This window comes from Rickettsia endosymbiont of Hedychridium roseum (assembly GCF_964028255.1).
Lineage (GTDB): Bacteria > Pseudomonadota > Alphaproteobacteria > Rickettsiales > Rickettsiaceae > Rickettsia > Rickettsia asembonensis.
Window position 1 is genome coordinate 427736 of the sequence record NZ_OZ034753.1, and the last position, 25897, is coordinate 453632.

Here is a 25897-nt window from a genome sequence, read left to right on the forward strand (position 1 = left end):
TTCTGAAATATGAGGTGCTGTCTCACTAGGTGTGTAAATTTCTAGGATAGGTTATATTAACAATAATATAATTTATCAGGAATAACATGAGTAACAGTAACTAAGAGAAGATAAAACAAGCAGTAGATTTGCTAATAGATAAAGATACTGATTTAACGAGTTTTTTTGCCAAAGACGGGATATTAAAGCAGTTAACTAAAAATATATTTGAAAGAGCCTTAAAAGCTGAGATGGATGAGCATCTTGTCTATAACAAATATGGCAGGATAGAGACTGACAATAGTAGAAATGGTGTATGCAAAAAAAGCCTAATTACTGAAGGTGGAGTATTGGAACTTGAAGTACCACGTGATAGAAATGCTGAATTTTCTCCTGTACTAGTGCCAAAGCGTCAGACTAGGATTGATGGATTAGATCAGAAGATATTATCCTTATATGCTAAAGGGATGAGCCTCTCTGACATTAAGATTCAGATTCATGAGCTATATGGTGCAGAGAACAGTGAAAGCCTTATTAGTCGGGTTACCGATAATGTTATGGATGAGGTCAGGAGTTGGCAGAATAGGCCTCTGGAAGCCATATATGCTATAGTATATTTTGATGCACTTATAGTTAAAGTACGTCAAGATAAGAGAATTATCAATAAGGCAGTATATGTAGCTTTAGGTGTAGATTTAACCGGAAGGAAAGATATTTTAGGCTTGTGTATTAGCGAGAATGAGGGAGCTAAATTTTGGTTAAATAATTTTACTGAAATGAAAGACAGGGGATTAAAAGATATCTTAATTGCTTGTAGCGATAATCTAACGGGCATGAGTGAGGCGATATCTGCAGTATATCCACAAACTGAGCATCAGCTGTGCATTGTACATCAAATCAGAAATAGTTTGTCATATGTAAGCTATAAAGACCGTAAAGAACTTGCAGCAGATTTGAAGCTAGTATACAGCTCTATCACTGAGGATGAAGCACTTACTGCCTTATCTGATTTTGATATGAAATGGGGCAAACAGTACCCACATATTGCAAAATCATGGCAAAATAATTGGCAGAATTTGATAATTTTTTTACAATACCCAGAAGTGATTAGGCGTATCATTTATACAACCAATGCAATCGAAGGTTTAAATAGTCAATTACGCAAGGTTACTAATAACAAAAGGGGTTTTCCTAACGACGACTCTGTATTTAAGACTTTGTACTTGACAATTGACTATATTACGCGAAAATGGAATATGCCTATCCAAAATTGGGGAGAGGCCATGGCTCACTTTTTGATAAAATTTGAGGGGCGAATTTAATGCCTATTTTAGAATTTACACACTTATATATCCAGAGCCAACCTTTAGTATATAACTCCATATAAACGTTTCACTATTTTTTCTATCCTAACTTTTAATCATAGTCTATACCTACTAATAAATCACCTAATTTAGCCACATCATGATTATTAACAGCTTGAGTTATAATATTCTCATATCCTGCTTGCATCAATATATTACTATTAGCTAGAACTTTATATAATGATAAACCAGTAAATTTACTTAACTCTTGTAATAAACTAGATTTATTAAGTATTGGATTATCATATTTAATTTGGTTAACAAGAAGTACTGTTTCATCAGAAGAATTTGATGGTATATCCATATCCATTTTAGTAGCGTTAACAAGCAAATCAACTATACCTTCATTTGTATCAATCTTATCATCTTTGATTATAATCTCTATAATTTTTAAAGCATCTATATAGCCTAAAATTTCTATTTTATGTCGATATGTCTCCTTATCCATATTTAAAATAAAATAATTTATACAACTTTTTACAAAGCCTTGATTTTCCCAATTTAATACTTCTTGATTGTGTTCTATATCCTCAATTAGTTCTTTTTTATTAAGCGTAATCTTTTCTGCTATTTCCTTTAATATAGATTTTCTTTCATCTGGATTCAAACTAATCGCTCTTTGAATTTTCGTTGCCTGCTCTTTTATACTATTGCTCATTTTTAGAGAAGCTACTGGTTCAACTACATATCTACAACCTAACAGTGTAAGAGTGCTAAATACACTTAACAAGCATGGAGCTATATTAGATATAGCTTCAGATGGAACTGTACTAGATACGCCTGCAACTATATTTCCTGCACTAAAAGTATTAAGGGCAAGATGTCCTCCAGCTATTACTGCCGCTTCTTCAAATACTGAATATAGTTTATTAGATAAAGCATCATAGTAACACTTTAAGTCTATATTACTTAATATTTCTTCAGATACTTTAAATGCATGTGATTCTAGGCGACCCGCATCTACCTTACTGCTCAATTCTTGTCTAATACTAGAGAATTCTTGCTTTAATTCTTGCAGCTGTTTTTTCAATGCTTCTACCTCTTCACCAGAAGCGTTACTAATAGTTTTATTAACTATTTCTTTACTATTTTGTTTAAATGTTTCAATTTTCTTAAGCAAAGAAATGTTGTTTTCTGTAGCAGGTAAACTTTCAACTTGTTCTTCTAATATTAGAGTATTTTTCTGTAATTCTATTGCTCTTTGTAGTAGTAATTTATCTTGCTCCAATATCACTTTAATATAATCTTCATTATCTTTTCTTAAATTTAAATTACTACTTAAACTCTGAGCTTGTTCAAAATCTTGTAATGCTTCTTTTGGGCGTCCCATATCATTTAATAATTTTCCTCTATTGCAATAATAGAGTTTATTATTTGGTTGGAATTTTATTGCTTCATCATAACACTTAAGAGCTTCTTGCTCTTGATTATAATCAATATTTTTACCTTTTTTCTTGTTTTCATTACTTAACGCACATAAAGCATTACCTTTATTGTTGTAGGCATCTGCAAGAGTTGTATAGTCTGGTGCACCATGTTCTATATATTCTTTTAACTTATAAATAGCTTCCTCATATGCTTCAATAGAGGCATTATAATTACCTAAATAATAAAAAACTAACCCTTTAATAATATAACTTTCTGATGTAATATGAAGACCTGTATTTTCAATATCTTGTAATTTTTGTACACAAAATTTCATTATTTCAGGTTTAGCAATAATTACTTCCTCCAATTGATCAATTAAATACTTTTTGTCTTGCCCTAAATTTATAATTGCTTCTACCTTAAGCTGGTATGGTAGTATTGAATCATTAGGGTTATCTTTAATAGCTTTATCTACAATACTGATAACTTCTCTAAATTCCTCCCTTTGTAACAATGCTTTACCTAAACTAACATATGCATCATGAAGCAGTATTTTATTACCTTCTAAAGCTTCATAAGCACTAACTCGAGCTTGATAAGCATCTAGCATCTGGGAATCATACTTTATTGCTTTTTTACAAAACGTAAGAGCGTCCTCAGGTTTATTTAACTCTATAAACAATATAGCCATTTTATGGTATGCATAGCCTTTGCTTGGTGCAAGTCTTATTAAGTCTTTTAATGTCATAATTATTTCATCATTAGTTGTATATCCTCTATTACTTAGACATAACTCTGCTTTTTCATGATAGGGATCGTAGCTGGCAGGATTAATTCCTATATATTCATCATATACATTTATAGCCTCTCTTATCTTATTTATTGCCTTTAATAAGTGAGCTTTCTGACTATAAGCTTTAAAACATTCAGAAGGGCTTATTACAGAATTAACTTGTATATATTTATCTAAAACCGCTATAGCTTCTTCGTGATTTTTCCTTTATTTAATAAAAATGTACTTTTTGCCAAGTAAGCGTTATAATTCGTTAAATCAATATTTATAAGTTGGTCATAAACCTCTATACACTGTGTATGGACGTCTATATTTTCATAGTTTCCTTTTTGCTTTAGTATAGACAGTTTATAATAATAAGCCTCACGACAAGTGTCATTAGTTGTTAGATATTCATTTAGAGTAGTTATAGCTTCGTCTCTTTTTCCCTCGCTCATCAATTCATTTACCTGCCTTTTGCAAGCTTCATAATTTTCAAATCTTGGCATATAAATTATTTACCCATAGTTAATTATATTAGTTATTAATTTAGTATAGATTTTATCTAACGATTAATATAGAGCTATAATACAAAAGTCGTTTGTTAAAACATTAATGATTAAAATAAATATTTGCAATAATTAATTGAATTTTTATTCATTTTTTTATACCTTTAAAAATAAACCTTATCTTTTTGTTGCCTAGAAAAATGCAGTATAGAATTAAGCTAAATACTTGCTTAGTTGGAAGCTGGCATTAAGGTATAAAAAGGCTTAATTAAAGACTGAATCAAGGCTAATATATACTCGTTTAAGGTTTGTACGATACGGGGAGCCATTTCTCGACTTTCGACAAATTCGTAAATCTATCGAACGGCAAATGCAGCATAAAGTCAAGCTTTTTGCCTGTTAATTTAATTGTCGAAAACACAGTTTTTATTAGGCGTCTTTTTCCTTGGGCATTCGACAAATTAAAATCTTTATTATGCTCTGCTATCTCTAATATTACTTTGCTTTGGTGTTTTTTTCGTGATGTTTCTTTCGTCAAATAGAACGTACAGTATTTTAGAGAAAGAGGATTTATTAAATATATAATTATTACAATCAACAATTATAGTTATTGACTTATTTTAATTACTTCTATAGATTACTTCTCTCAGGTGATAATTAAGCTCTATAATTCATATATAAGTTAATTTAAAAGAGTTAAAATATGGAAAATAAAGAAGAAGAAATTTTAATCTCTGAATCTTATATTGATGAAGAGGAAGAAAAGAGATTAAAAGCTGAAAACGCAAGGAAAGAGCTTAAATTAATATTAATAACATTTGCTATTATTCTTACTAGTTTTTTAACTTTTACTTATTTCTTTTTAAATTATGTAGAAGAAAAAGCAGCAGAATATAAATTACAGCAGGAACAAGAAGCTAAAGCAACTGATAAAACAGAATGAAGTTGCTTAAATACAATGTAACCAAAAGTTATTAATGTATTTAAAGTTAAAAAGCTATTTGTTATTGCAATTTTTTAATTTTTACTATAATTGTAATCAACTATTATTAACAAAAATAAGAAAATAACTTTTATGGAAGATTTAAGCTCTTGGAAAGAAAAGTTTGAAGTATGTGTTTACGCTAAAAAGCTGATTGATAAACTAGAATATTTAAACAAAAAAGTAAAAAATCCCGTTGATATAGAGGAAGTTAAAAGGGGTATTTATTATGCACGTAAATATCATGGTTCACAAATGCGTAAATCAGGCGAACCTTATTATTCTCATCCTATTGAAGTAGCGATTATGTTTGCTGAATTTGTAGCCGAAGAAGTTCCTAAACTTTATAACGCTATTATGCTGCAAGCTGCTTTACTGCATGATACTATTGAAGATACAGAACTTACTGAAGAAGTCATAACTACAATTTTTGGGCTAGAAGTTGCAAACCATGTAGAGGGATTAACGCGAATCAAACCTTATGGTAAAATTACCGCTAAAGAAAGTTTAAATCTATTAATTCAGCAAAAAAGATATAATACGGCACTTATAAAATTATTTGATCGAATGCATAACGTGCAAACCTTAGGAGCTAAATCTCTTGAAAAAGCACAAAAAATTATAGAAGAAACTATAACGGATTTTTTAGTTGTTGCTGTCCGCTTGGAAATACACAGTGTAGAAGAAAAATTATTCAATATATGTAATGAATTTATCAGGCAACAAAACTAAAACTATTATTAAATTTGATGCTCACTGTTCTTTTCTAAATTCTCAAAGTGACGCAGCCCGAAATAATAGCCTATTGTTACCGGTACCATAATTATTAATATCCCCCAGTAATCAAAACGCTCAGTCAAGTAAGCAAGACCAAACTAAGTTATTAGGAGCATTATTGCACGTGATATAGCATATATGAGGCTAGTATGCATAAAACGTTTAAATACTGGAAAATGTTTATAAAAATAGCTACAGCTGGAGTACCTGTAGGAGCAAATAGAAGAAAATACAGTTGAATTAACATTATGTAAGAGGGCGTTAGATTCTGCATTATGACAGGGAAAAAACAAAGGAATATCACAAGAATATAAAAGGTAGTTCTTAATATCTTTAGAGGATAAATTTTATAACTTAGATATTCAAGAATATACAGCCTAAAATATCACCGATTGAAATATAAAAATTATGTTGAATAACTTCAGCAGGACTATATCCAAAATCTTCGGTTAAAATATTTCCACAATAAAAATAACCGAAGTAATTCCATACAGGATAGGCACATTTAATTAAAAAATAACATAAAATAGTTTTTAAATTTGTTTTTTCTTTTACAATATCATTATTTTCAATTTTTTTAGGGTCTAAGCCGGTTTTTTCTATAGCTAATTTTATACGTCTTTTAGCATCAATAAAATCAGGTGTTTCTTTAAGGGTCGTTCTTGCTATAGTACCGGTAATGGCAACAAATGCTCCAAATAAAAAAGCATAACGCCAATTAAGATTTGTTGAAGTTACAAGTGTTGCAACAGCAAGAGCTGCTATTGTTCCGAGTGTAGTAGAAATTGTAAAGGATGTTGCTGCAGGGTATTGCAAAGGAGGTTTTACCATTTCTGTTATGTAAAGTTGGGCACCGGTAACTTCTGCAGAAGAAGAAATACCTTGTATAGCACGGAAAAGCGTAACCAAAACTGCAGCAGTAAAACCTATTTCATCATAAGAAGGAAGAATAGCCATACCTATACAAGTACAAGCCATTAACATAGTAGTGATAATAATTGTTGGTTTACGCCCTATAGTATCACCTATCCAACCAAAAAGAAGAGAACCGAAAGGGCTAAAAACAAAAGTTGAACAATAAGCAAAAGCTGTAAGCATTTTAACTGAATAAGTATTATCTGGGGAAAAAAATATTTTATTTAGAAGTACCGACATATGAACATATAACATCAAGTCAAAATATTCAAGAAAAGTTCCGATAGACAAAATACCTAATGCTTGTTTTTGTTCTCTATTTAAACTTGTTTGTGCTTTCTCATAGCCGAGCATAAATTCTTTATAAAAAATTAAATTGTAAAGAAATCTATACTGTTTAAAATAAAAGTCAATAGGAATTTTCGCTTTATACGATAAATAAAGAAATGAAGTACAACTTATTATTAATTTATGTTATCAATTTTATAAATATAATTGAACTAGTTTAAAGTGGTATGCCCGTGTACCTGAGCATTCATCACAAGCCCAAAGCCGATTAGCATAGATACCATCATTGTTCCGCCGTAAGAAATAAACGGTAAAGGTACACCTACTACGGGCAGTAAGCCCATAACCATAGCTATATTAATAAATACGTGACTAAATAAAATTGAAGTAATACCTATTACCATTAATTTACTAAAAATCTCTCGGCAATTTGCGGCAATTAATAAAGAAATAGTTATAAGTGCAAAATATAATATTAGTAAAAACATTCCTCCTATAAAGCCGAACTCTTCGGCAAAGGTAGCAAAGATAAAGTCTGTTTGATGTTCGGGAAGAAAATCTAAATGGCTTTGGCTACCTTGATTTAAACCGCGTCCAAATAGGCTACCTGAACCTATAGCGATTTTAGACTGAATAATATTATAGCTAGCACCGAGCGGATCATGTTCGGGATCTAAAAAAACCATTACCCGTTTTTTTTGATAATCATACATCATATTCCAAGCAATAGGGAGGCTAATAAGAGCAGCAAGACCTAGTATTATAAAATATTTTATTCTAAAACCCGTTGCAAAAAATATAATTGCCGAAACAATTAAAACAATCATTCCCGTACCTAAATCCGGTTCTCTAATTATTAGAAAAGCCGGTATTAAAACTCCTATAATCGGTATGATAACTTTATGGAATTTTGTTAGATCATCAATTGTTAGTGAATGGAAATACCTCGCAAGCATTAGTACAACGGCAATTTTTATCGGTTCGGAAGGCTGAAGCTTAACTATACCGATATCAATCCATCTTTTACCGCCCATAGCAGTTGAACCGAAAAGCTCCACAGCAACTAGTAAAGCGAGTACACAAAAATAGAAAATATATGATAATCTGAAGATTATACGCAAATCAATCAATGCAACAACAATAGCTAACGGCAAGAATATACAAAAATTTATAATTTGTTTGTAAGCCCAGGGTTGTAAATTACTATTCGCTGCAGAATAAAGCACAATGAAACCAATACAGCAAATTAAGCTAATTAGTAAAATTAAAGTAATCGGTAATTTTTGTAATTGTTCTAGATAATTTTTATGCATGGTTTTTGTATTAAGTAGAGGTATTTTATGTCATTCCTGCGAAAGCAGGAATCCAGTATTTTAAAGCTTTTTAAAAGCTTTATTTAAAAAGTAAAACTATATAAAAATCTTGGCTTCAAAGATTTTTTTAAAAGCTCAATTTATTTCGCTTTATGCTGGATTGTATCTTGAAGCAAGTATTGAAAAGAGTATAGAGTAGAAAATAATGAGTGATACCGTTTAACTGGATGGATCATAAAAGATCGAAGGAATCTAGGTACACACCTCATAATCTACAAAGTGTTGTAGTACGAACGGTAGGATGGTCCTGAAGAGATCGAATTTATAATCCTGTAATCGCACTTTGAACAACGTTAACAAGGTATCAGAAATGACAGAAGAAAACAAGTTATTTATAGGTATAGATGTATCAAAAGCAACATTAGATATATCTATGAATAAAAAACATTATAAAATTAAAAATACAGATGAAGCAATAACTGATTTTATAAAATCAGTTATTGCTTCTAATAAAATTAAGCTTTGTGTATTAGAATCGACGGGAGGTTATGAGCGTCTTGTAATGAAGAAGCTTCAAGAGTGGGATATTGCGGTACATAGAACACACCCAAATAAGGTATATGCTTTTGCTAAAGCTAGTAACCATTTTGCAAAGACTGATAAATTAGATGCGATATTACTAGAGAAATACGCTATTTTTGTTTCTAATGAAGAAAAAGGCGATGCTATTCTTTCTGATTTACAGTGTGAATTGCAATCCCTAAGGCTAGTAGAAAAGAGCTTAGAAGAAGAGCTACATGCTAATCAATGTAGAGTTAAGATTTGCACGGGTAAGAGTAAAAAATATTTAGATAAACAAATAGAATTTATCAAAGAGCAACTTAAGAAAATTAAAGCTGATATTAATAAGTTGATAAAAGAAGATGAGGATTTAAGCTCTAAAAGCAAATTATTAACAAGTTATAAAGGCGTAGGAGAAAAGACTGCAAATACTTTATTAATAGACGTACCTGAACTTGGTAAGTTAAATAATAAAGAGATTGTAAGCTTAGTTGGGGTAGCACCTAAAACTAACCAAAGCGGTCAAAAAACTAAAATAGCTAAGATTAGCGGTGGTAGGTTTGGTGCTAGAAAAGCTTTATATATGGCGGCACTGGTTGCTATGCGATATAACTGTAAAATGAAGCAGTTATATGAACGTTTAATTGCTTCAGGCAAAAAAGCTAAAGTAGCTTTGGTTGCCGTCATGCGTAAAATTATTATTTGTTTAAATTCTATGCTAAAACATAACGAAATTTATCAAATTTAACGCTTTTTACTCTTGACTCTTAAGACGGTAGATTCCCGCCTCCGCGGTAATGACATAACAGGATTCCAGCAACAAATCTGCTAACTAAATCCCCACATCAAACACTTTAAAAATAAATACTAATTCGTCGGCCATCTCTTTCAAATAATCAAAGCGACCGGCAGAACCCTTATGTCCCGTATCCATATTCGTTTTTAATAATAAGGGATTATTGTCTGTTTTTAGTTCTTGTAATTTTGCTACCCATTTAGCAGGTTCCCAGTAACCTACACGTGGGTCGGATATACCGCAAGTAATGAATAGAGCAGGGTAGTTTTGTGCTTTTACGTTATCATAAGGGGAATATGATTTAATATATTCAAAATATTCTTTCTCTTTCGGATTACCCCATTCATTATATTCTAAAAGAGTTAGAGGTAAGCTTTCATCAAGCATGGTATTAAGTACGTCTACAAATGGTACATGAGCAACGGCTAATTTATAGAGTTCAGGTTTTTCGTTGAGGACATAACCTATTAACATACCGCCGGCACTACCGCCCATTATTACTATATTATTGTTACTTGTATATTGCTCATTAATTAAAGCTTTACTACAAGCTATGAAGTCTTCAAAGGTTCTTTTTTTGGTTAAAAATTTTGCTGCTTCATACCAGCCATGACCTAGATCGTCACCGCCTCTAATATGAGCAACTGCGTAAATAAAACCACGATCGGCAAGCGTCACTGCCGTATTTCTAAAATTGACAGGCATGCTAGTCCCGTAAGCTCCGTATCCCATTAGATATAAAGGATTTGAGCCGTCTTTTTTAAATAAAGATTTTTTATAAAACAAAGTGATAGGTACTTTTACATCACCATTATCTGCAAATATTCTCTCTACTTTATACTCTTCAGGATTAAAGCCTGAAGGTATTTCTTGGGTCTTTAATATCGTTAATCTATCGCTATCAAAATCGTAGCTATAAGTGGTATTTGGTCTTGCTAGAGAAGAGTAATTTACTCTGATATCGTCTTCTTCAAAGTTTGTAGAAAAGCTACTTGTTTGGAAACTTTCGTCAGGAAAATGAATTGTTTTTTCTTGTAAATCTTTAAATCGCTTTATTTTAATTAGCGGTAAACCTTGGTCACGATAATTTAAGATTAAATAATTATTTGTAACCTCAAAGCTTTTTAAATATTTGTCTTGTTCTTCCTTAATATAAATATCATCCCAATTAGCATTTTCAAAATTATTTACCGGTAGCTTTACAATATGGAAATTTTTAGCTTTATAATTAGTTTTAATATAAAAATAATCGCCATTATGTTCTACATCATAGAATATTTTATTTTCTGCAGCTCGTACTAATTTAGGAGTAAAATTATCATCCTGCATAGAAATCACGTAAATTTCATTTTCATTATAATCACCTGAATTTATAAAAATATATTCACTACTTGCAGATTTCTCACAGCTGATAAAATGAAGAGGGTTTTTTACTTCAAATATTAATTTATCCTGAGTAACATCTTCACCTAGACGGTGTAACATTACCTTATCCCAGCGTTGATTCTCATTAATAGTAATATAGAAAAAGTCGTTTAATTTTTCATGCCAAATCACAGTAGGAGCTATATCCGTTACATTATCAGGTAAGTATTTTTGCTCTTTAAGATTGTATATTTTGATATTATATTGCTCATTACCTGTAAAATTAACGCTATAAGCCATTAAATTTTGATTAGGTGACATTGCGACTTTGGCAACATCGGTAAAACCGCCGTTTGGAGTAAGAAGGTTAACATCTAATATTATCTCTTCATGTGCTTCCATACTATTATGCTTTCTACAATATATCGGATAATTTTTATCGCCTTCTACTCTATGGTAATAGTAATAATCTTTTTTCTTAACATAAACTGACTCATCGTCTAATTTGATTCGTCCTTTTAATTCTTCAAAAATCTTTTCCTTATCGTTTTGCAGAACGGCAAAGAAATTTTCGGTATATTTATTCTCAGCCTTTAAGTAGTCTAAAATTTTAGAGTCTTCTACATTTGGCCATTTAGGATCACGCAGCCATTGATAATCATCGTTTATTGTTTGTCCGTGGGCTTCAAAGCTATAATTTTGTTTATTTGCGATTGGTGGTTTCATGTTGTCGACCTTCATATATGTCATTCCTGCGAAAGCAGGAATCTAGGGATTAAGAATGTAAATAATTTTTTATTTTTCTGGATACCGTGGTCAAACCACGGTATGACAGAGTGTTAAAATCAAACTAATTAATAGGAATAATATAATAAATATAGCAGTTTGCTGATTATGCCAAGCAGATATTTTACCTAAAATATTATCCCAAATAACCTTAAAATTAAGATATTCTTCTGTATCTTCGGTACTGTCTGTCCTTTCTTTATATTTATCGATACTGAAATATATAAATTTTTCAATATATTGGTATAGGTCAAGGTTTATGTTTTCTGTCGAAATGCGTGGTATTTTTCTAAATATTAAAGCCAATAATACTGAGATTGCAAGGATAACTAGCTTAAAATTAGCAGTATGTGATATTTGAATAGGGTAGAATAAACATACGCATAAAGTTATGATGCACGAGGAGAGGTAAGTTATAGTTCTCATGTCATTCCCGCGAAAGCGGGAATCCAATAAGAACGAATTATTGTCATACTGTGGCTTGACCACGGTATCCAGAAAAAAATAAAAAAAAGACTGGATCCCGCGATCAAGTCGCGGGATGACATAAAGGTTACTGGATTCCCGCTTTCGCGGGAATGACATTGAGGACCGCGAGAATGACACGAAACTCTCCATCAACAACCCAAATAATACGGTACAAGTTGCTATCTTGAAAAATATAATAATATTATTTGCATCTAAAAGATTGGCAATTCCGTCTTTGATATAAGAAGAATTAATAGGCAGTATAGATGTATATATTAATATGCTAACTACAAACCCGCCTAATAAAATCAAATTAATTTGAGTATTTTGAAGATCTTGGTAATTTTTAATACTGTATTCATCTTCTATATAGGTAAAATATAAAGCAAATAACCCATTATATAGTATATTTATGAATATAAAGCTTGTAATAAGATAAGCTATGTTTGGAGAATTTATACTAATAGCCACTAATATAAAGCCAAGCTGTGATACGGCAAGATAACATATTAATCGTTTAAGGTTTTTCTCAATTAGAGCAAATACTAATCCATAAATGATCATTGATATTCCAAAAAATTTTAATATATCAAGACCGCTAAATAATTTTAAAATGATAATTAAAGTAACTTTAGTAGTAAAACTTATTAAATATACAATGCCGCTACCTGAAGCTGCAGGATAGCAATTAACCACCCAGCCGTTTACAAAAATAGTGCCAAGATTAATCAAACAACCTGCAAGTATGAATATTGCCGGTAACTCAAACTTATACACTGATTCCGTTAAAGAAATAAAAGCTGTATTACCTGTTGCTTGGATTAGAAGAGTCATGCCAATTAAAATTAGCCCGCTGCTGAATAAATGAGTGAGGAAATATTGACGTGCCGGTTTTATCTTTAATTGGTCACAAAAAATAATTATACAGGCAAAAATCGTCATGAATTCAAGTGAGATTATCATGGAAATAAAATCAGCTGCAAACACGCATATAATAGAAGAGAGACAGTATAAACTACCTATTAGCGTCTCAAATTTTCTATTTTGGGAAATTGTATAAAGATTTAAGATAGCAGTGACAATTAGAAATGCTAAAGCTATTAGCTGATTTTGTGGGTTAAAATCAAACATAAGCTCAAAATTAGTAAGCGGAAATGTAAATCTGGTATTTTGAATAAACATTTTAATCTTTAGAAGAAACTGTTAAAACCTCTAGTCCTTGAATCCTCTTAAAGTCTTTTACATTTAAAGTTAATAGAGGATAACCATGCGTTATTGCCGTTGTAGCAATTAGCATGTCATTAGTATCAATAGTTATCTTTTCTTTACGTAAATTTTCTATAATTTTTGCATATATACGGGCTTCTTCAGTCTTAAAAGGTAATATTATAAGTGAATTGATTATATATTCGATAAAAACTAAACGTTTAATACGTCTATTTTCATTATCGGCTCATCCGCACCTATTAATAATTCTGTTAAAGTAATAGGACTAATATAGCATTGTTCATATTCTTCTAGTACTTTATAGGTTAATCTACCTCTCTCTAAATACACTAATATAGAGGTATCAATAACTACTTCCATTTATCATCTCTTTTAAAATCATATTTTTGACGTGCTTCATACACGACTTTTTTAAATTGTGCGGCATCATCATGGTCTAATATAGGTGCATGCTCAAAAAACTCTTTTAACGTTTTTTTTGGTTTATCAGCTGCATGTACAGGCGTAATTCTTGCTACGATATGGTTACCTTTTTGAACGTCAAAGCTCTCGCCTTTATAGTAAACTCTGTTCATAATATCTGAAAAAGATCGTACAAATTCTGTTGCTCTAATAATTTGTGCCATATTTATCCTCAAAAATAATTGCATATTGTATGATTATATGTAAATACATAAATTATGTAAATACATATTTATGTAATATAAACTAAAAATTCTCTGATTAAGATTTGGATAAAGTAAAATAATGTTATAGCTAAGGCACAAATGATTATACTGATTTCCATAGAGTAGGGGAGTGATTTTGTTACGCTAGATTCTATAAAAGAAGGTTTATAAATAGAGCTTAATATTTTAAGAAGGTAAAGGCTTGAAAATATGCTACTAGCTATTACGACAATCATAACTATGATTTGATTCTGCTCGCTTGCAGCAAGCAATATTGAGAATTTGCTTATAAATCCGCTAAAGATGGGTATACCGATTAATGATAATGAAGAGATAGATATAATAAAAGAAATTAAAGGAAACTCTTTAGATGTTCCATGCAAATCCTGTACTTGGTCAGCTTTCTTTAAACTGTAAATACTTCCCATACTGTAAAATAAGCAGATTTTTGTAAAAGAATGCGAAACTAAATGGAGTATTGCAGCTCCAAGTGCTTTAGGTGTTAACATGAAAGCACTAAGTAAGGCAAGGCTTAATTGGTTCATAGTGGAGTAGGCGAGTATTTTTTTAATATTATCCGTGCCTAGTGCTTTGAGTGAGCTGTAAAATATACTCACTATAGGTATAAAAATTAACCAGTTAAACTCGGCAAATATCATTTGTAAATACGATAAGCCGAATATATATAATAGGATTTTGTAAATACAAAATAATCCGGTTTTAACCACTATTACGGCATGCAGTAAGCTACTAACAGGGTAATGTGCAACCATTGCGGCAGGAAGCCATGAATGTACTGGAAAAATTGCAGTTTTAGCAATACCAAAAATAAACATTAATAATAAGATAATGGATTGGCTTTGAGAAAAATAATTTTCTACTAGGCTGCCGCTTGCAAAATCTCCGTTACCGGTTTTAGCATAAATAATTATCACTGCCGGTAAAAACAACATTGTGGCAGAAATCATCAGAATTTTTAGATATTTGTATAACCCGCTAAGTACTATATTATTTTTGGTATGTCCTATTAAAAAAGCTGTAGAAATAGTTAGAAGCTCATAACAAATGAACATAGTGAATAAATTGCTAGATAAGGCAATTAAAACGCCAATTAGAATAGTTAAGTTAAAGAAAAATAAGAATCTAGAAGAGTGTTCTATATTATTAATAGCAAGATATTTAGGGGTATAAAGTAAAGCACAAATCCATAAAAAGCCTATTAAGCTTAAGAATATAAGCCCTAAAGGTTCAAGATGGAATCCTATAGAGTAATTACCAAATATATTAAATTCAAAGCCTGCTCTAATACCTTTTAAAAACAACCAGTCTATAATTAAAATATTCCCGAAGAAAAAAATAGCGATAGTAATAAGTAAAAAATTACGTATAAAGCTATCTTTTTTAGTGGCATACGGACTAGTTAAGTTTAATGCACCAACTAGCAAAGTTGATAGAATCAAAAGACTCGGAGTAGTAAATTGTGTAATCATGGTAAGCTGTTATACTTTTTTTTATAGTATGGTTAGGGTGTTACCTGTATGGCTTTCTATGTCATTCCCGCGAAAGCGGGAATCCAGTAAAGCATATAAAAACAAATTTTTATATTTTATATGCTTATTTTATCAAATATGTAACTTCTGTATTAATATTGAAGTTATTTTTCTGAATTCCCGCTTTCGCGGGAATGACATAGAGTAGGTTTTTCGATCCATGCAACACGCCTTTTTTATTTTCTACCTTCATTTCTATAATTTAACCACTCTTCAAAATCAGAAGATTGTAAATTAATTTCTTTAGCAAGATTTCGGAGTCGGATATCTGCTGCTTTTCTTTTTTTAAAATTTTCTCTGTAATATAAAGTTTCATAATATTTATTTAATCAATTCTTCCAAAAAGTAACTTTCACCATTTTATAATGATAAAATAGTGATCCTACGGAGCTAAGTAAGATTATAACAAAATCTAATAATAGTTTTTGTCTAAATAATAATTCGAGAATATTTACTTTGATAAAAAATAATGGGCTGATAGGTAAGCCGCAGCTGCAAATAATAATAATTATGGTTAAAACTTTGTTAGAATTCTTTTTATAGCTTTCATTATAAGCATCTATCAAGAAAAGAGCTATTTTATTTATACTGTCTGCAAGTAATAAACTCGGTAAAATTATTATACCGCCCTCAGTAACATATAATAGAAATACATAACCTATTTGAGTGAAACATGAATAAATTATAATATTCTTGAAGTCTTCTGCTCGGTAAGCAAAATACGGAGCTATAATAAGAGTAGCTAAAGCGATAGGTCTTATAAAATTTGTAATAGAAGTTTTAATCGTCTCATAACCTATAATAATATAAGTAAATTTATATATTATATATATTCCTATTATAGTAGAAATCCCTGCTAAATATACTAAAGTGACTGAAGCCGTGTTATTATAAGCTCTCATCATCCAAAAATGCATAGGAAAAAAAGCAGTTTTTAAAATAGCTCCTATTAAGAAAAAACCGATAGCTATATTGATTATACGAGAATTAGGATATTCTTGTAAATAAGCTGCAACGTCTCTCATATTTAAGCTACCCGTAATGCTTAGTAAAAACCCTATAGCTATGAGAATAAGAGTCGCACCAATACTACCCATTATCAAGTAGTCAAAAGCTCCGATTAAAGATTTTGGATTATTACCTGAGGCTATCAATACATAGCTACTAAGTGCTGAAATTTCTATAAACACATATAAATTAAAGAAATCATTAGTACTAATCATTCCTAAATAACCCGTATGAGCGAATAATAATATACCGTAAAATAAAGATTTTCTATTGTTGTTGATATATTTTAAGATTATTCGATTAGTAATCTTATGACAAAAAACTAAAAAGAATAATAAAACCAAGTTAAGATAAATAATAATAGCTTGGTTTAGTGAATTTAGCCGATATTCTATTCCTATTTTTAAACTCCATCCTCCCATGGTATAAGATAGCTCCATATTTTGTATAATGCTATATCCATAAACACTGACCAAAAGGCTAGATAAAATGCAAATCGTAGTAATTACTCGTGCAAAGGTAATAAAGCGAAAAGATATTATTGAGAGTAAAGCCCCGAATAAAGGGAATAATATTTGTATGATAGGGAAATGGTTAGCTAGGATCATTTATACTCGTTGAACTTGAAAAATTGACTACGTCATCTTTGTAAGACCTCGGATGCTCACGTATTTAGTATACGCTCCGCTCCTCGGCTTACAGCCTCCTTGCTCTTTTCCAAGTTGAACTTCGTATAACAACTCTTCATTTCACAGGAGTATATTTATCAAAATTAATTTCATTTTCTGATATTGTACCAAAATGTTTATAAATTTGATATATTAAACTTAAAGCTACGCTAAGAGTAGCAAACCCAACTACTATAGCAGTTAGCATTAATACATGAGGCAAAGGGCTAGTATAAGTAGTTAGCCCATCTTGTAAAATAGGTACACCGCCTGTTTTAACTTTTCCTATACTTAAATAAAATACTAATACCGAACTTTGAAAAATTCCAAGCCCGATAATTTTATGAATATAATTACGGCTTGTAAGCATTATAAATAAGCCGCTAGTTAGTAAAATCAAAGTAAGAAAGTATATTAAATGTGACATAATTATTTTCTGGATTGCCACGTCGCTTCGCTCCTCGCAATGACGTTGGTAGACATTAATATGCTTTGAAAGACTGATTAAATACACATGTGACTTTTTTACCCTTACGTATAGCGAGCTTAGGAAAAACCTGTTCAAGGATCACCATATTAGGATTATCTTGAGCAAGGCGATAATTTACTAAAGATTCTCGAAGTGAATCATCTACAGCAAAAATACCGGAAATTTCAGCGTTTTTGTCTCTAAATTGCAGATAAGTAAACTCGCCGTCGTCAAAAATTTTAATAGGAGCTATTTCTTCGCTGCCGCTAATATAATAATTAAAGTTATATTTTTCAGGATGAGTAAGATCGGGACTGGCTAGGAAAGCAGAAAAAGTTTGCATATGACCGCTCATATTGTCATTTTCGTCATCCGGGTAAAGAAACTTTACGTTAAAGACCATTTCAGGATCACGCATATCAAGAGTTTCGGCGGCATATAGTTCAAAGAAATAAGTCCGTTTATTAGTAATTAAAGTCATATTAGTAGTAGCATCCGGTTCCATCGGTTTAATAAAAATCCTATGACCGGCAGGTACTATTTGCCATGAAGTAGTATCTCCCATAGAAATACTGACTATTTCCTCGTCTCTTGCTAGTTCTATACTTGCTTGATAGCCGTAATATCCTGTGAATTTGAAAACATCGTCAGGGTTATAAGTCATAACTCTTAGACGCGGGTCTCGACCTAGAGGTCGTGATATAGTAAGAGCAAATACATCTAATGTAAGTATTATAAAAGTACAAAATATTATTAGTTGCTTCATATTATTTCTAATTTTTATTCCTTAATAACTTTAGCTTGTAACTAGTAACGGTAAAATTGAAGGGCATATCAGGTGATGTACTTGTGCTGATAGAATCCATTATAAATCCGATTCTTGCTTCCCATACCATATTTTCTAAAATTTCACCCGTACTATTTTGTGCCAATGATTCAAAAGTAACAACTGCCTCGTTATCGTTTATATTGTTAATTGATAATATATTAATTGAGCGTCTATATAGTTTTTGATATCTTATGACCGGTGATAATGAGTTATCAATATTCATAAAATTAGCAAATTGCATATAAACAATACTCGTAGAAGCATTTTTGATAAAGGTAAATTGTTCTTTTAATATATCGTAATTATATTCTTCCCGTTGTTTTACATAATTCTGAAGCATAATATTTGCAACAGAGATATAAGGATTTGCTAATGTTGAATGTTTAGTATTAGTAACGGTAGCTTGTTTTTCGGCATCATCTTTTATTAAATAACTTACTTTTTCGTTTATTGGTAGCAATATGTTGATATTTATACAAATTAAGGTTAATAATAAGGTAAAAATCGTGCATATTAAAAGCAAAAGACTTCTATGACTTAACGGTAAGATATACTTAAAATTATACCATTTTCTTGCATCAATAAAATATTCGCCGGATTTTATATATTCTTGTATTGCGTTGGTTAATGGGTCCATAATTACTAGATTAATATCTAATTTTATTCTGTTTTAACTCTATCATAATTATTATAATATGATTATGATTTGTTAATTTAATGTTATTTAAGCTATAAAATAAGTTTATATTGTTGCTACAATACCAAATATTGTTTAACTTTAAAATTAAAATAAATTATAAATTAAAATTATACAATAACAATTATTGATGGTAGTTATTATGTTGTACTCGTCCCACTTGAAAAATTGGCGACAATATATTTATAAGTCCGCAGGTAGCCACGTATTAAGTATACGCTCTGCTCTCAAGTCGAACTTCGTATAACTACTCTTTATTTACTTCAGAGTATAATAGTTTACAATCTTTTTAATATTTATAAATAGATTTTTTCAAAAAATGCTTGTGAACTATTGTATAGTAAGGTAATTTTAAAATAGTAACAAGATAATTTAATAATGTATAATTAGAATGTTAAAATCATTAAAGTTTCTATTAGTATTAATTATGCTTGCTCAATTGTTGTCATGTACCCCTTCAGCTCCTTATGAAATTAAAAGCCCGTGCGTTTCTGCTGATATAGATGATGGATCGAGTTTAAGCGTAAATCCTTGTATAAGAAGACCGGTTAATTCAGTAAATATAGCATAAAAGTAATAGTTTTACACAATAACAATGTAATAATAAAAATACCTTTGATATGAATAATATATTTGGCTTCTTTAAATCAAGTAACAACTCGAAAAGCGGTTCAGGAGATACACAAAATCAAGAAAGTATTAAATCGACTAATCCTTTAAAAATTACTCAGAATTGGTATGAAGAGCGATCTGATAAGTTAATTGTTCAACGTAACTTACTTATCATATTAATAATACTACTAACCATTTTTATGGTTATATCAACTTTAGTAATAGCATTTGTAGTAAAATCCAAACAGTTTGATCCTTTTGTTATTCAGCTTAATAGTAATACCGGACGTGCCTCGGTGGTAGAACCTATTTCATCACCGGTGTTAACGGCGGATGAGTCTCTTACAAGGTATTTTATAAAGAAATACATAACGGCACGGGAAACATATAATCCAGTTGATTTTGCAACGATAGCTCGTACGACAATAAGATTATTTTCAACAAGAGGTGTTTATTATAATTATCTTGGTTATATAAGAAATAAAGATTTTGATCCTACGATAAAATATAAAGAAGATAATACTACATTTTTAGTAATAAAATCATGGTCAAAAATCGCAGCAGATAAATATATAGTTAGATTTTCCGTAAATGAAACATCAGGAAGCCAATTAGTTTATAATAAAATAGCGGTAGTAAGTTATGCTTATGTGCCTATGCAATTAACAGATTCAGAACTTGATATAAATCCGGTAGGGTTTCAAGTTAACGGATATAGGGTAGACGATGACAATAGTTAGATTTTATTTTTTAGTTTTTATATTATTAAGTGGTTTTACAGTACAACGAGAATGTCCACTTGTAGATGATCCATGTAATAATAGTAGTAATAATTATGTAGATGATTTATCTATAACTAAAGATAATAGGATAAAAACTTATATATATAATCCAAATGAAGTTTACTTGTTAGTTTTACATTTTGGCTTTCAATCGCATATAGAATTTGCTAAAAATGAAGAAATCCAAAATATAATTCTTGGGGATGCTTATGCTTGGAAAATAACTCCTTTGGCAAATAGATTATTTATTAAGCCTCTTGAAAAAGATATTCGTACAAATATGACTATTATAACTAATAAAAGAACATATGAATTTGATATCGCTTCTACAGAACTTATGATGGGTAACGAAAGGGATTTAGTATATGTAATTAAATTTTACTATCCTAAGAAAAATAGTAATTACATGGCAAGGTTTTAGTAGGGTACTGTGTCATACCGTGGCTTGACCACGGTATGACAATTTTTAATATAAAACACTTTAACTAATATAATTTAGATATGGCTGAAGAGCAAAATAACAATAATAATACCGGTTCTTTATCAGGAGCAGATGCTCCTGAAGTACAGAGAGAATTATCAAAAGTTTCAGTTAGCTTTAATAAGAGTATTGCGATAGTAGTCGTAATTTGCGGTATTTTTATATATATTTTTTATACTCTTTTTTTCGCTAATAAAAAAGAAGAAATACCGGAGACTCAAGTGCCGACTAATATTGTAAAACCTGTTACTGATGTTGATGATAATATTCCGGAGATTCCAAAGTTACCTGATCCGCCTAAGCTTGAGACGCCTACTGCTCCACCGCCGCCTCCTCCGGTAGTAGAAGTTCCACCGGTCTTACCTCCTACTACTCCTGTAGAAGAGAATAAAGACAAAACGCTTCCATTGCCGCCGGTTTCGTTGCCTTCGACTTCAGGAACGTTAGTTGAGAGTGATGCAGAGAAGCAACGTCGTGAAGCAAAAAGAAAATCAGCTATAGTGTTAGTTGGTGGTGTAGAGCCTAAAAAAACACAGGAACAGATTACGGCAGAAGCGACCTTTAAAGATCGTGGTGATATGTCTTTGGTTCTCGGATGCGGTAAATTAATTGATGCAGTACTTGAGACGGCAATAAATAGTGATCTCGGCGGTGAAATAAGAGCCATTATTAGTAGAGACGTATTTTCTGAGAAAGATAAAGTTATATTGATACCGAAAGGGTCAAAAATATTCGGTAAATATGCAACCTCAACTTCGTCAGACAGTTACGGTAGAGTTTCTATAATATGGGATAGAATCGATTTAACTAACGGTTATACTATAGAATTCGACTCACCTGCAGTTGATAATTTAGGTAGACCGGGCCTACAAGGGAGAGTTGATAATAAATATAAAGAACAATTTGCAAATGCCGTATTACAATCTGGCTTTAATATAGGTCTTGCTAAAGTCCTTGATAAGTTAGTGCCGCCTCCTATAGATTCGCAGGCAGCAGCTACCAATAGTGCTACGGCAACACAATTGTTAAATACTGCTCAAACTATAGCGGCTAATACCTCGATTGATGCAAGTACTAGAATAGTTACGATTTGTACTAACGTACTTGCGGCTATTACCGATAAAACTTCGACTGCTTATACTACTATGACTCAAGCATGTACAACAGCACAAACTGCTTCTTCAGCGAATACTGCTGAGCAGAGACTTCAAACCTTAGTACAGGCAGTTAATACGGCAGCTTCAAGTTTGCTTACTACTACCTCTATAGCATCGACTCCGATACAAGCACAACAAGCTTCTACTCAAGCTTTTACGGATGTGACGAATGTTGTACAAAATATGATAACGCAGCAGCAGTTTAAGCCGACGACAACGGTTAATCAAGGTATGCCGGTTAGAATATACGTTAATAAGGATTATAAATTCCCAAAAGCCGTTTTATTAAAATCGAAGGTAATGAAATGAATGAAGAATTTGCAGCCTTAGAGACGTTTTTACTTCCTTTTAAAAATTTATTTGCTGAAGATGGTATTAACGAGATTATGGTTAATAAGCCTGGGGAAGCATGGGTTGAAAAAAAAGGCGATATATATTCTAAGCAAATACCGGAATTGGATAGTGAACATCTACTTTCATTAGGGCGTTTAGTTGCTCAATCTACCGAACAGATGATTTCGGAAGAAAAGCCTTTACTTTCTGCAACTTTGCCGAACGGTTACCGTATTCAAATAGTATTTCCTCCTGCTTGTGAGATAGGACAAATCATTTATTCTATAAGAAAGCCTAGCGGTATGAATCTAACTTTAGATGAATATGCTAAAATGGGAGCATTTGATGATACTGCAACAGAGAGTTTAGTAGATGAAGATGCAGTAATTTTAAATAATTTCTTAGCTGAAAAAAAGATTAAAGAATTTATTAGACATGCAGTTGTTTCAAAGAAAAATATCATAATTAGCGGCGGTACTTCAACCGGTAAAACTACTTTTACTAATGCGGCACTTACTGAAATACCTGCAATAGAAAGATTAATTACTGTAGAAGATGCTCGTGAGGTTGTGCTATCAAGCCATCCTAACAGAGTGCATTTACTTGCTTCCAAAGGAGGACAGGGACGTGCAAATGTTACTACTCAAGATTTAATAGAGGCATGTTTGCGTTTAAGACCAGATAGAATTATAGTAGGTGAGCTTCGAGGTAAGGAAGCTTTTAGTTTTTTGCGTGCTATTAATACAGGTCACCCCGGTTCAATATCAACACTGCATGCGGATAGTCCCGCTATGGCTATTGAGCAGTTAAAGCTTATGGTTATGCAAGCAGATCTTGGTATGCCGCCTGAAGAAGTAAAGAAGTATATTTTAACCGTTGTAGATATCGTTGTGCAGTTAAAACGCGGTAGCGGTGGGAAAAGATATGTTTCGGAAGTGTATTATAAGAAGAATAAGAACGCCGAAGGTATGGTGTAGCGTATACTCGATGAACTTCAAAAATTGGCTGCGTCGTTCTACAAGTTCTGCGGTGCTCACGTATTAAGTATACGCTCCGCTCCTCGACTTGTGAACTCCTTGCTCTTTTTGAAGTTGATCTTCGTATACCGGTTCTTCATTGACGTATATGGTTCGTTTATGACATTGTTGCGTGGACCGGTAAATGCTCTTTATGTCATTCCCGCGTAGGCGGGAATCCAGCATAAAGCGAGATAAAATCGAGCTTTAAAAATTTATTGTATTTAGATTTTTTATTAACTGGATTCCCGCCTACGCGGGAATGACATAAACGAGCTGTGCAATAACGTCCTACTTACACGGAAATAACATCGGCAGTTTAGTAGGAATATTAACAATATTAAGTAATAAGTAAAAACTAGGAATATCAATTCATGGAATGGCATAAGATACTTAAAGTTACTAGGAATATATTCGGTCATGCTATAATTCATCCGGTTGTTATTTTTTGTACCATTTGGATAAGCGGTGCATTTGTTGCAATTTTTACTAATGAGGTTGGAGCTTTAGGTGTAGATATAAATGCTATAAATATTGCTTATAAGTGGGCTTACTGGCTTATTAATGTTTGGGGGCAGTTAAAAATTGCCGACTATAATTATTTAAAATTGAAGCTACTTGCATCTCTTCTTGGTCCTGCTATTGTTGTCATAATATTTTACATTAAAAACTTTGAAAGAATAAAATCATTACAATTTTTTGAGCAACCGGAAAAGGTATATGGAGATGCTAGCTGGGCTAATCCGTCAGATATAGAGGCTGCTGGTCTTAGATCCAAAAAAGGTATGTTAATAGGTGTTGATGCCGGTGGATATTTTGTTGCAGACGGGTTCCAGCATGCTTTATTATTTGCTCCTACAGGTTCAGGTAAAGGTGTGGGTTTTGTGATACCTAACCTGTTATTTTGGAGTGATTCAGTAGTAGTACATGACATAAAGCTTGAAAATCACGGTTTGACGAGCGGTTGGCGTGAGAAACAAGGTCAGAAAGTTTTTGTATGGGAGCCTTCTAATCCCGATGGTATTACGCATTGTTATAATCCGATTGATTGGGTTAGTACTAAGCCCGGGCAGATGGTTGATGACGTGCAGAAAATTTCAAATCTTATAATGCCGGAAAAGGATTTTTGGAATAATGAAGCACGAAGTTTATTCTTAGGTGTAACTTTATATTTAATAGCCGATCCTACTAAAACTAAATCTTTCGGTGAAGTAGTGCGTACCATGAGAAGTGACGACGTAGTTTATAATCTAGCGGTCGTACTCGATACGCTTGGCGGTGTAATACATCCTGTTGCATATATGAATATTGCTGCGTTTTTACAAAAAGCCGATAAAGAGCGTTCGGGCGTAATATCTACAATGAACTCATCGCTTGAATTATGGGCAAACCCGCTTATTGATTCGGCTACTGCATCTTCTGATTTCAACGTACAAGAATTTAAAAAAGTAAAAACAACCGTATATGTAGGGTTAACACCCGATAATATACAGCGTTTACAAAAATTAATGCAGGTGTTTTATCAGCAGGCTACAGAGTTTTTAAGCCGTAAAATGCCGGATTTAAAGGAAGAGCCGCATGGGGTAATGTTCTTGCTTGATGAGTTCCCGACACTTGGAAAGATGGATACTTTTAAAGCCGGTATAGCTTATTTTAGAGGTTATAGAGTTCGGTTATTTTTGATTATTCAAGATACGCAGCAGTTAAAAGGAACATATGAAGATGCGGGGATGAATTCTTTCTTATCTAATGCAACATACCGTATTACTTTTGCTGCTAATAACTATGAAACGGCAAATTTAATATCGCAGCTTGTCGGTAATAAGACGGTAGAACAAAGATCATTTAGTAAACCTTTATTTTTTGACCTTAATATTTCTACTAGAACCCAAAACGTTTCTCAAGTTCAAAGAGCTTTACTTTTACCTCAAGAAGTAATACAGTTACCGAGAGATGAGCAAATTGTTTTAATAGAATCCTTTCCGCCTATAAAATCTCGTAAAATTAAGTATTACGAAGATAAATTTTTTACTAGTAGATTATTACCGCCGACTTTTGTACCTACTCAAGTACCTTTTGATCCTAGGGCAAATAATAATGAGGCTTCTGAAGAGACTGAAACAACAACTGCTCCGGAAAATAATGAGTAAGATCCAA

General features: G+C 31.8%; 25 protein-coding genes and 1 pseudogene. 11 read left to right on the top strand and 15 right to left on the bottom strand.

Features of this window, described 5'->3' with window-relative positions:
- Positions 1 to 110 precede the first annotated feature (110 nt).
- Complete coding sequence (locus tag AC5587_RS02520; RefSeq protein ID WP_499162981.1) at positions 111 to 1301, top strand: IS256 family transposase; 1191 nt, start codon at positions 111 to 113, stop codon at positions 1299 to 1301.
- A 94-nt stretch (positions 1302 to 1395) separates the two neighbouring features.
- Here the strand turns inward: AC5587_RS02520 and AC5587_RS02525 are convergent, their stop codons facing one another.
- Together AC5587_RS02525 and AC5587_RS02530 are read right to left on the bottom strand one after the other, a co-directional pair.
- The gene (locus AC5587_RS02525; protein WP_499162744.1) at positions 1396 to 3459 is read right to left on the bottom strand and encodes a tetratricopeptide repeat protein; all 2064 of its coding nucleotides are present in this window, start codon (positions 3457 to 3459) and stop codon (positions 1396 to 1398) included.
- Positions 3460 to 3686: 227 nt separating this feature from the next.
- A complete protein-coding gene (locus tag AC5587_RS02530) occupies positions 3687 to 3992 on the bottom strand; it encodes a hypothetical protein (protein ID WP_499162745.1) in 306 nt (101 codons plus the stop codon).
- A gap of 703 nt (positions 3993 to 4695) precedes the next feature.
- On the opposite strand from AC5587_RS02530, the gene AC5587_RS02535 reads away from it, so the two are divergent.
- Both AC5587_RS02535 and AC5587_RS02540 read left to right on the top strand, forming a co-directional pair.
- The gene (locus AC5587_RS02535) at positions 4696 to 4935 is read left to right on the top strand and encodes an RP671a family tick cell line-upregulated protein (RefSeq protein WP_499162746.1); all 240 of its coding nucleotides are present in this window, start codon (positions 4696 to 4698) and stop codon (positions 4933 to 4935) included.
- Between the two features lie 132 nt (positions 4936 to 5067).
- Complete coding sequence (locus tag AC5587_RS02540; RefSeq protein ID WP_499162747.1) at positions 5068 to 5706, top strand: HD domain-containing protein; 639 nt, start codon at positions 5068 to 5070, stop codon at positions 5704 to 5706.
- 399 nt (positions 5707 to 6105) lie between these two features.
- Here the strand turns inward: AC5587_RS02540 and AC5587_RS02545 are convergent, their stop codons facing one another.
- On the bottom strand, positions 6106 to 7020 hold the full coding sequence (locus tag AC5587_RS02545; protein WP_499162748.1) for an MFS transporter: 915 nt from the start codon (positions 7018 to 7020) through the stop codon (positions 6106 to 6108).
- A 146-nt stretch (positions 7021 to 7166) separates the two neighbouring features.
- Entirely contained in the window at positions 7167 to 8267 is a 1101-nt protein-coding gene (gene rodA / locus AC5587_RS02550; RefSeq protein WP_499162749.1) for a rod shape-determining protein RodA, read from the bottom strand.
- A gap of 370 nt (positions 8268 to 8637) precedes the next feature.
- Between rodA and AC5587_RS02555 the strand changes: the two genes are divergently transcribed.
- Positions 8638 to 9576: an IS110 family RNA-guided transposase gene (locus tag AC5587_RS02555; RefSeq protein WP_499162385.1), complete on the top strand. Its 939-nt coding sequence runs from the start codon at positions 8638 to 8640 to the stop codon at positions 9574 to 9576.
- Positions 9577 to 9660: 84 nt separating this feature from the next.
- Here the strand turns inward: AC5587_RS02555 and AC5587_RS02560 are convergent, their stop codons facing one another.
- The 6 genes from AC5587_RS02560 to AC5587_RS02585 all read right to left on the bottom strand — a co-directional run bounded on the left by AC5587_RS02560 (position 9661) and on the right by AC5587_RS02585 (position 15628).
- Positions 9661 to 11715, bottom strand: a complete 2055-nt coding sequence (locus tag AC5587_RS02560; protein ID WP_499162750.1) for a S9 family peptidase — start codon at positions 11713 to 11715, stop codon at positions 9661 to 9663.
- A gap of 90 nt (positions 11716 to 11805) precedes the next feature.
- A complete protein-coding gene (locus AC5587_RS02565) occupies positions 11806 to 13425 on the bottom strand; it encodes a proton-conducting transporter transmembrane domain-containing protein (RefSeq protein WP_499162751.1) in 1620 nt (539 codons plus the stop codon).
- 1 nt (position 13426) lies between these two features.
- Positions 13427 to 13675 carry a PIN domain-containing protein gene (locus AC5587_RS02570; RefSeq protein ID WP_499162982.1) on the bottom strand — a complete coding sequence of 83 codons (249 nt, stop codon included), beginning with the start codon at positions 13673 to 13675 and terminating at the stop codon, positions 13427 to 13429.
- Positions 13663 to 13830 carry a PIN domain-containing protein gene (locus AC5587_RS02575; RefSeq protein WP_499162752.1) on the bottom strand — a complete coding sequence of 56 codons (168 nt, stop codon included), beginning with the start codon at positions 13828 to 13830 and terminating at the stop codon, positions 13663 to 13665. Before AC5587_RS02575 ends, AC5587_RS02570 begins: the two co-directional genes overlap by 13 nt.
- Positions 13821 to 14096 carry a hypothetical protein gene (locus AC5587_RS02580; RefSeq protein ID WP_040257344.1) on the bottom strand — a complete coding sequence of 92 codons (276 nt, stop codon included), beginning with the start codon at positions 14094 to 14096 and terminating at the stop codon, positions 13821 to 13823. Before AC5587_RS02580 ends, AC5587_RS02575 begins: the two co-directional genes overlap by 10 nt.
- Positions 14097 to 14164: 68 nt before the next feature.
- Positions 14165 to 15628 carry a proton-conducting transporter transmembrane domain-containing protein gene (locus AC5587_RS02585; protein WP_410527115.1) on the bottom strand — a complete coding sequence of 488 codons (1464 nt, stop codon included), beginning with the start codon at positions 15626 to 15628 and terminating at the stop codon, positions 14165 to 14167.
- Positions 15629 to 15686: 58 nt separating this feature from the next.
- Between AC5587_RS02585 and AC5587_RS02590 the strand changes: the two genes are divergently transcribed.
- Positions 15687 to 15836, top strand: a complete 150-nt coding sequence (locus AC5587_RS02590; protein ID WP_410527116.1) for a hypothetical protein — start codon at positions 15687 to 15689, stop codon at positions 15834 to 15836.
- Between the two features lie 181 nt (positions 15837 to 16017).
- Here AC5587_RS02590 and AC5587_RS02595 read toward each other — a convergent pair whose 3' ends face one another.
- The 5 genes and pseudogenes from AC5587_RS02595 to AC5587_RS02615 form a co-directional block, all read right to left on the bottom strand.
- The gene (locus AC5587_RS02595; protein WP_499162753.1) at positions 16018 to 17304 is read right to left on the bottom strand and encodes a proton-conducting transporter transmembrane domain-containing protein; all 1287 of its coding nucleotides are present in this window, start codon (positions 17302 to 17304) and stop codon (positions 16018 to 16020) included.
- A 56-nt stretch (positions 17305 to 17360) separates the two neighbouring features.
- Positions 17361 to 17459 (bottom strand): annotated as a pseudogene (locus AC5587_RS02600) (palindromic element RPE5 domain-containing protein); the annotation flags it as partial.
- Complete coding sequence (locus AC5587_RS02605) at positions 17441 to 17791, bottom strand: Na+/H+ antiporter subunit C (protein ID WP_041079421.1); 351 nt, start codon at positions 17789 to 17791, stop codon at positions 17441 to 17443. The gene AC5587_RS02605 and the pseudogene AC5587_RS02600, both read right to left, overlap by 19 nt.
- A gap of 55 nt (positions 17792 to 17846) precedes the next feature.
- Entirely contained in the window at positions 17847 to 18599 is a 753-nt protein-coding gene (gene virB9, locus AC5587_RS02610; RefSeq protein ID WP_499162754.1) for a P-type conjugative transfer protein VirB9, read from the bottom strand.
- Between the two features lie 7 nt (positions 18600 to 18606).
- On the bottom strand, positions 18607 to 19299 hold the full coding sequence (locus tag AC5587_RS02615) for a VirB8 family type IV secretion system protein (protein WP_410527120.1): 693 nt from the start codon (positions 19297 to 19299) through the stop codon (positions 18607 to 18609).
- A 451-nt stretch (positions 19300 to 19750) separates the two neighbouring features.
- On the opposite strand from AC5587_RS02615, the gene AC5587_RS02620 reads away from it, so the two are divergent.
- From AC5587_RS02620 to AC5587_RS02645, 6 genes are all read left to right on the top strand, one after another.
- Entirely contained in the window at positions 19751 to 19930 is a 180-nt protein-coding gene (locus AC5587_RS02620; protein WP_011270796.1) for a DUF2706 domain-containing protein, read from the top strand.
- Between the two features lie 49 nt (positions 19931 to 19979).
- Positions 19980 to 20711 (top strand): VirB8 family type IV secretion system protein, encoded by a 732-nt coding sequence (locus AC5587_RS02625; RefSeq protein WP_499162755.1) that lies wholly within the window; start codon positions 19980 to 19982, stop codon positions 20709 to 20711.
- Positions 20698 to 21174: a TrbG/VirB9 family P-type conjugative transfer protein gene (locus tag AC5587_RS02630; RefSeq protein ID WP_040257357.1), complete on the top strand. Its 477-nt coding sequence runs from the start codon at positions 20698 to 20700 to the stop codon at positions 21172 to 21174. Before AC5587_RS02625 ends, AC5587_RS02630 begins: the two co-directional genes overlap by 14 nt.
- 80 nt (positions 21175 to 21254) lie before the next feature.
- Positions 21255 to 22700, top strand: coding sequence for a TrbI/VirB10 family protein (locus tag AC5587_RS02635; protein ID WP_499162756.1), 1446 nt, complete (start codon positions 21255 to 21257; stop codon positions 22698 to 22700).
- Complete coding sequence (gene virB11 / locus AC5587_RS02640) at positions 22697 to 23701, top strand: P-type DNA transfer ATPase VirB11 (RefSeq protein WP_011270800.1); 1005 nt, start codon at positions 22697 to 22699, stop codon at positions 23699 to 23701. The genes AC5587_RS02635 and virB11 overlap by 4 nt, the downstream gene beginning before the upstream one ends.
- Positions 23702 to 24114: 413 nt before the next feature.
- Positions 24115 to 25890, top strand: a complete 1776-nt coding sequence (locus AC5587_RS02645) for a type IV secretory system conjugative DNA transfer family protein (RefSeq protein ID WP_499162757.1) — start codon at positions 24115 to 24117, stop codon at positions 25888 to 25890.
- Positions 25891 to 25897 lie beyond the last annotated feature (7 nt).

Excerpts from the sequence above, each read along its gene's own strand:
- AC5587_RS02525 (WP_499162744.1), bottom strand. The coding sequence starts at position 3,459 with ATGACATTAAAAGACTTAATAAGACTTGCACCAAGCAAAGGCTATGCA.
- AC5587_RS02530 (WP_499162745.1), bottom strand. The coding sequence starts at position 3,992 with ATGCCAAGATTTGAAAATTATGAAGCTTGCAAAAGGCAGGTAAATGAA.
- AC5587_RS02535 (WP_499162746.1), top strand. The coding sequence starts at position 4,696 with ATGGAAAATAAAGAAGAAGAAATTTTAATCTCTGAATCTTATATTGAT.
- AC5587_RS02540 (WP_499162747.1), top strand. The coding sequence starts at position 5,068 with ATGGAAGATTTAAGCTCTTGGAAAGAAAAGTTTGAAGTATGTGTTTAC.
- AC5587_RS02545 (WP_499162748.1), bottom strand. The coding sequence starts at position 7,020 with ATGCTCGGCTATGAGAAAGCACAAACAAGTTTAAATAGAGAACAAAAA.
- rodA (WP_499162749.1), bottom strand. The coding sequence starts at position 8,267 with ATGCATAAAAATTATCTAGAACAATTACAAAAATTACCGATTACTTTA.
- AC5587_RS02555 (WP_499162385.1), top strand. The coding sequence starts at position 8,638 with ATGACAGAAGAAAACAAGTTATTTATAGGTATAGATGTATCAAAAGCA.
- AC5587_RS02560 (WP_499162750.1), bottom strand. The coding sequence starts at position 11,715 with ATGAAACCACCAATCGCAAATAAACAAAATTATAGCTTTGAAGCCCAC.
- AC5587_RS02565 (WP_499162751.1), bottom strand. The coding sequence starts at position 13,425 with ATGTTTATTCAAAATACCAGATTTACATTTCCGCTTACTAATTTTGAG.
- AC5587_RS02575 (WP_499162752.1), bottom strand. The coding sequence starts at position 13,830 with ATGGAAGTAGTTATTGATACCTCTATATTAGTGTATTTAGAGAGAGGT.
- AC5587_RS02580 (WP_040257344.1), bottom strand. The coding sequence starts at position 14,096 with ATGGCACAAATTATTAGAGCAACAGAATTTGTACGATCTTTTTCAGAT.
- AC5587_RS02585 (WP_410527115.1), bottom strand. The coding sequence starts at position 15,628 with ATGATTACACAATTTACTACTCCGAGTCTTTTGATTCTATCAACTTTG.
- AC5587_RS02590 (WP_410527116.1), top strand. The coding sequence starts at position 15,687 with ATGTCATTCCCGCGAAAGCGGGAATCCAGTAAAGCATATAAAAACAAA.
- AC5587_RS02595 (WP_499162753.1), bottom strand. The coding sequence starts at position 17,304 with ATGATCCTAGCTAACCATTTCCCTATCATACAAATATTATTCCCTTTA.
- AC5587_RS02605 (WP_041079421.1), bottom strand. The coding sequence starts at position 17,791 with ATGTCACATTTAATATACTTTCTTACTTTGATTTTACTAACTAGCGGC.
- virB9 (WP_499162754.1), bottom strand. The coding sequence starts at position 18,599 with ATGAAGCAACTAATAATATTTTGTACTTTTATAATACTTACATTAGAT.
- AC5587_RS02615 (WP_410527120.1), bottom strand. The coding sequence starts at position 19,299 with ATGGACCCATTAACCAACGCAATACAAGAATATATAAAATCCGGCGAA.
- AC5587_RS02620 (WP_011270796.1), top strand. The coding sequence starts at position 19,751 with ATGTTAAAATCATTAAAGTTTCTATTAGTATTAATTATGCTTGCTCAA.
- AC5587_RS02625 (WP_499162755.1), top strand. The coding sequence starts at position 19,980 with ATGAATAATATATTTGGCTTCTTTAAATCAAGTAACAACTCGAAAAGC.
- AC5587_RS02630 (WP_040257357.1), top strand. The coding sequence starts at position 20,698 with ATGACAATAGTTAGATTTTATTTTTTAGTTTTTATATTATTAAGTGGT.
- AC5587_RS02635 (WP_499162756.1), top strand. The coding sequence starts at position 21,255 with ATGGCTGAAGAGCAAAATAACAATAATAATACCGGTTCTTTATCAGGA.
- virB11 (WP_011270800.1), top strand. The coding sequence starts at position 22,697 with ATGAATGAAGAATTTGCAGCCTTAGAGACGTTTTTACTTCCTTTTAAA.
- AC5587_RS02645 (WP_499162757.1), top strand. The coding sequence starts at position 24,115 with ATGGAATGGCATAAGATACTTAAAGTTACTAGGAATATATTCGGTCAT.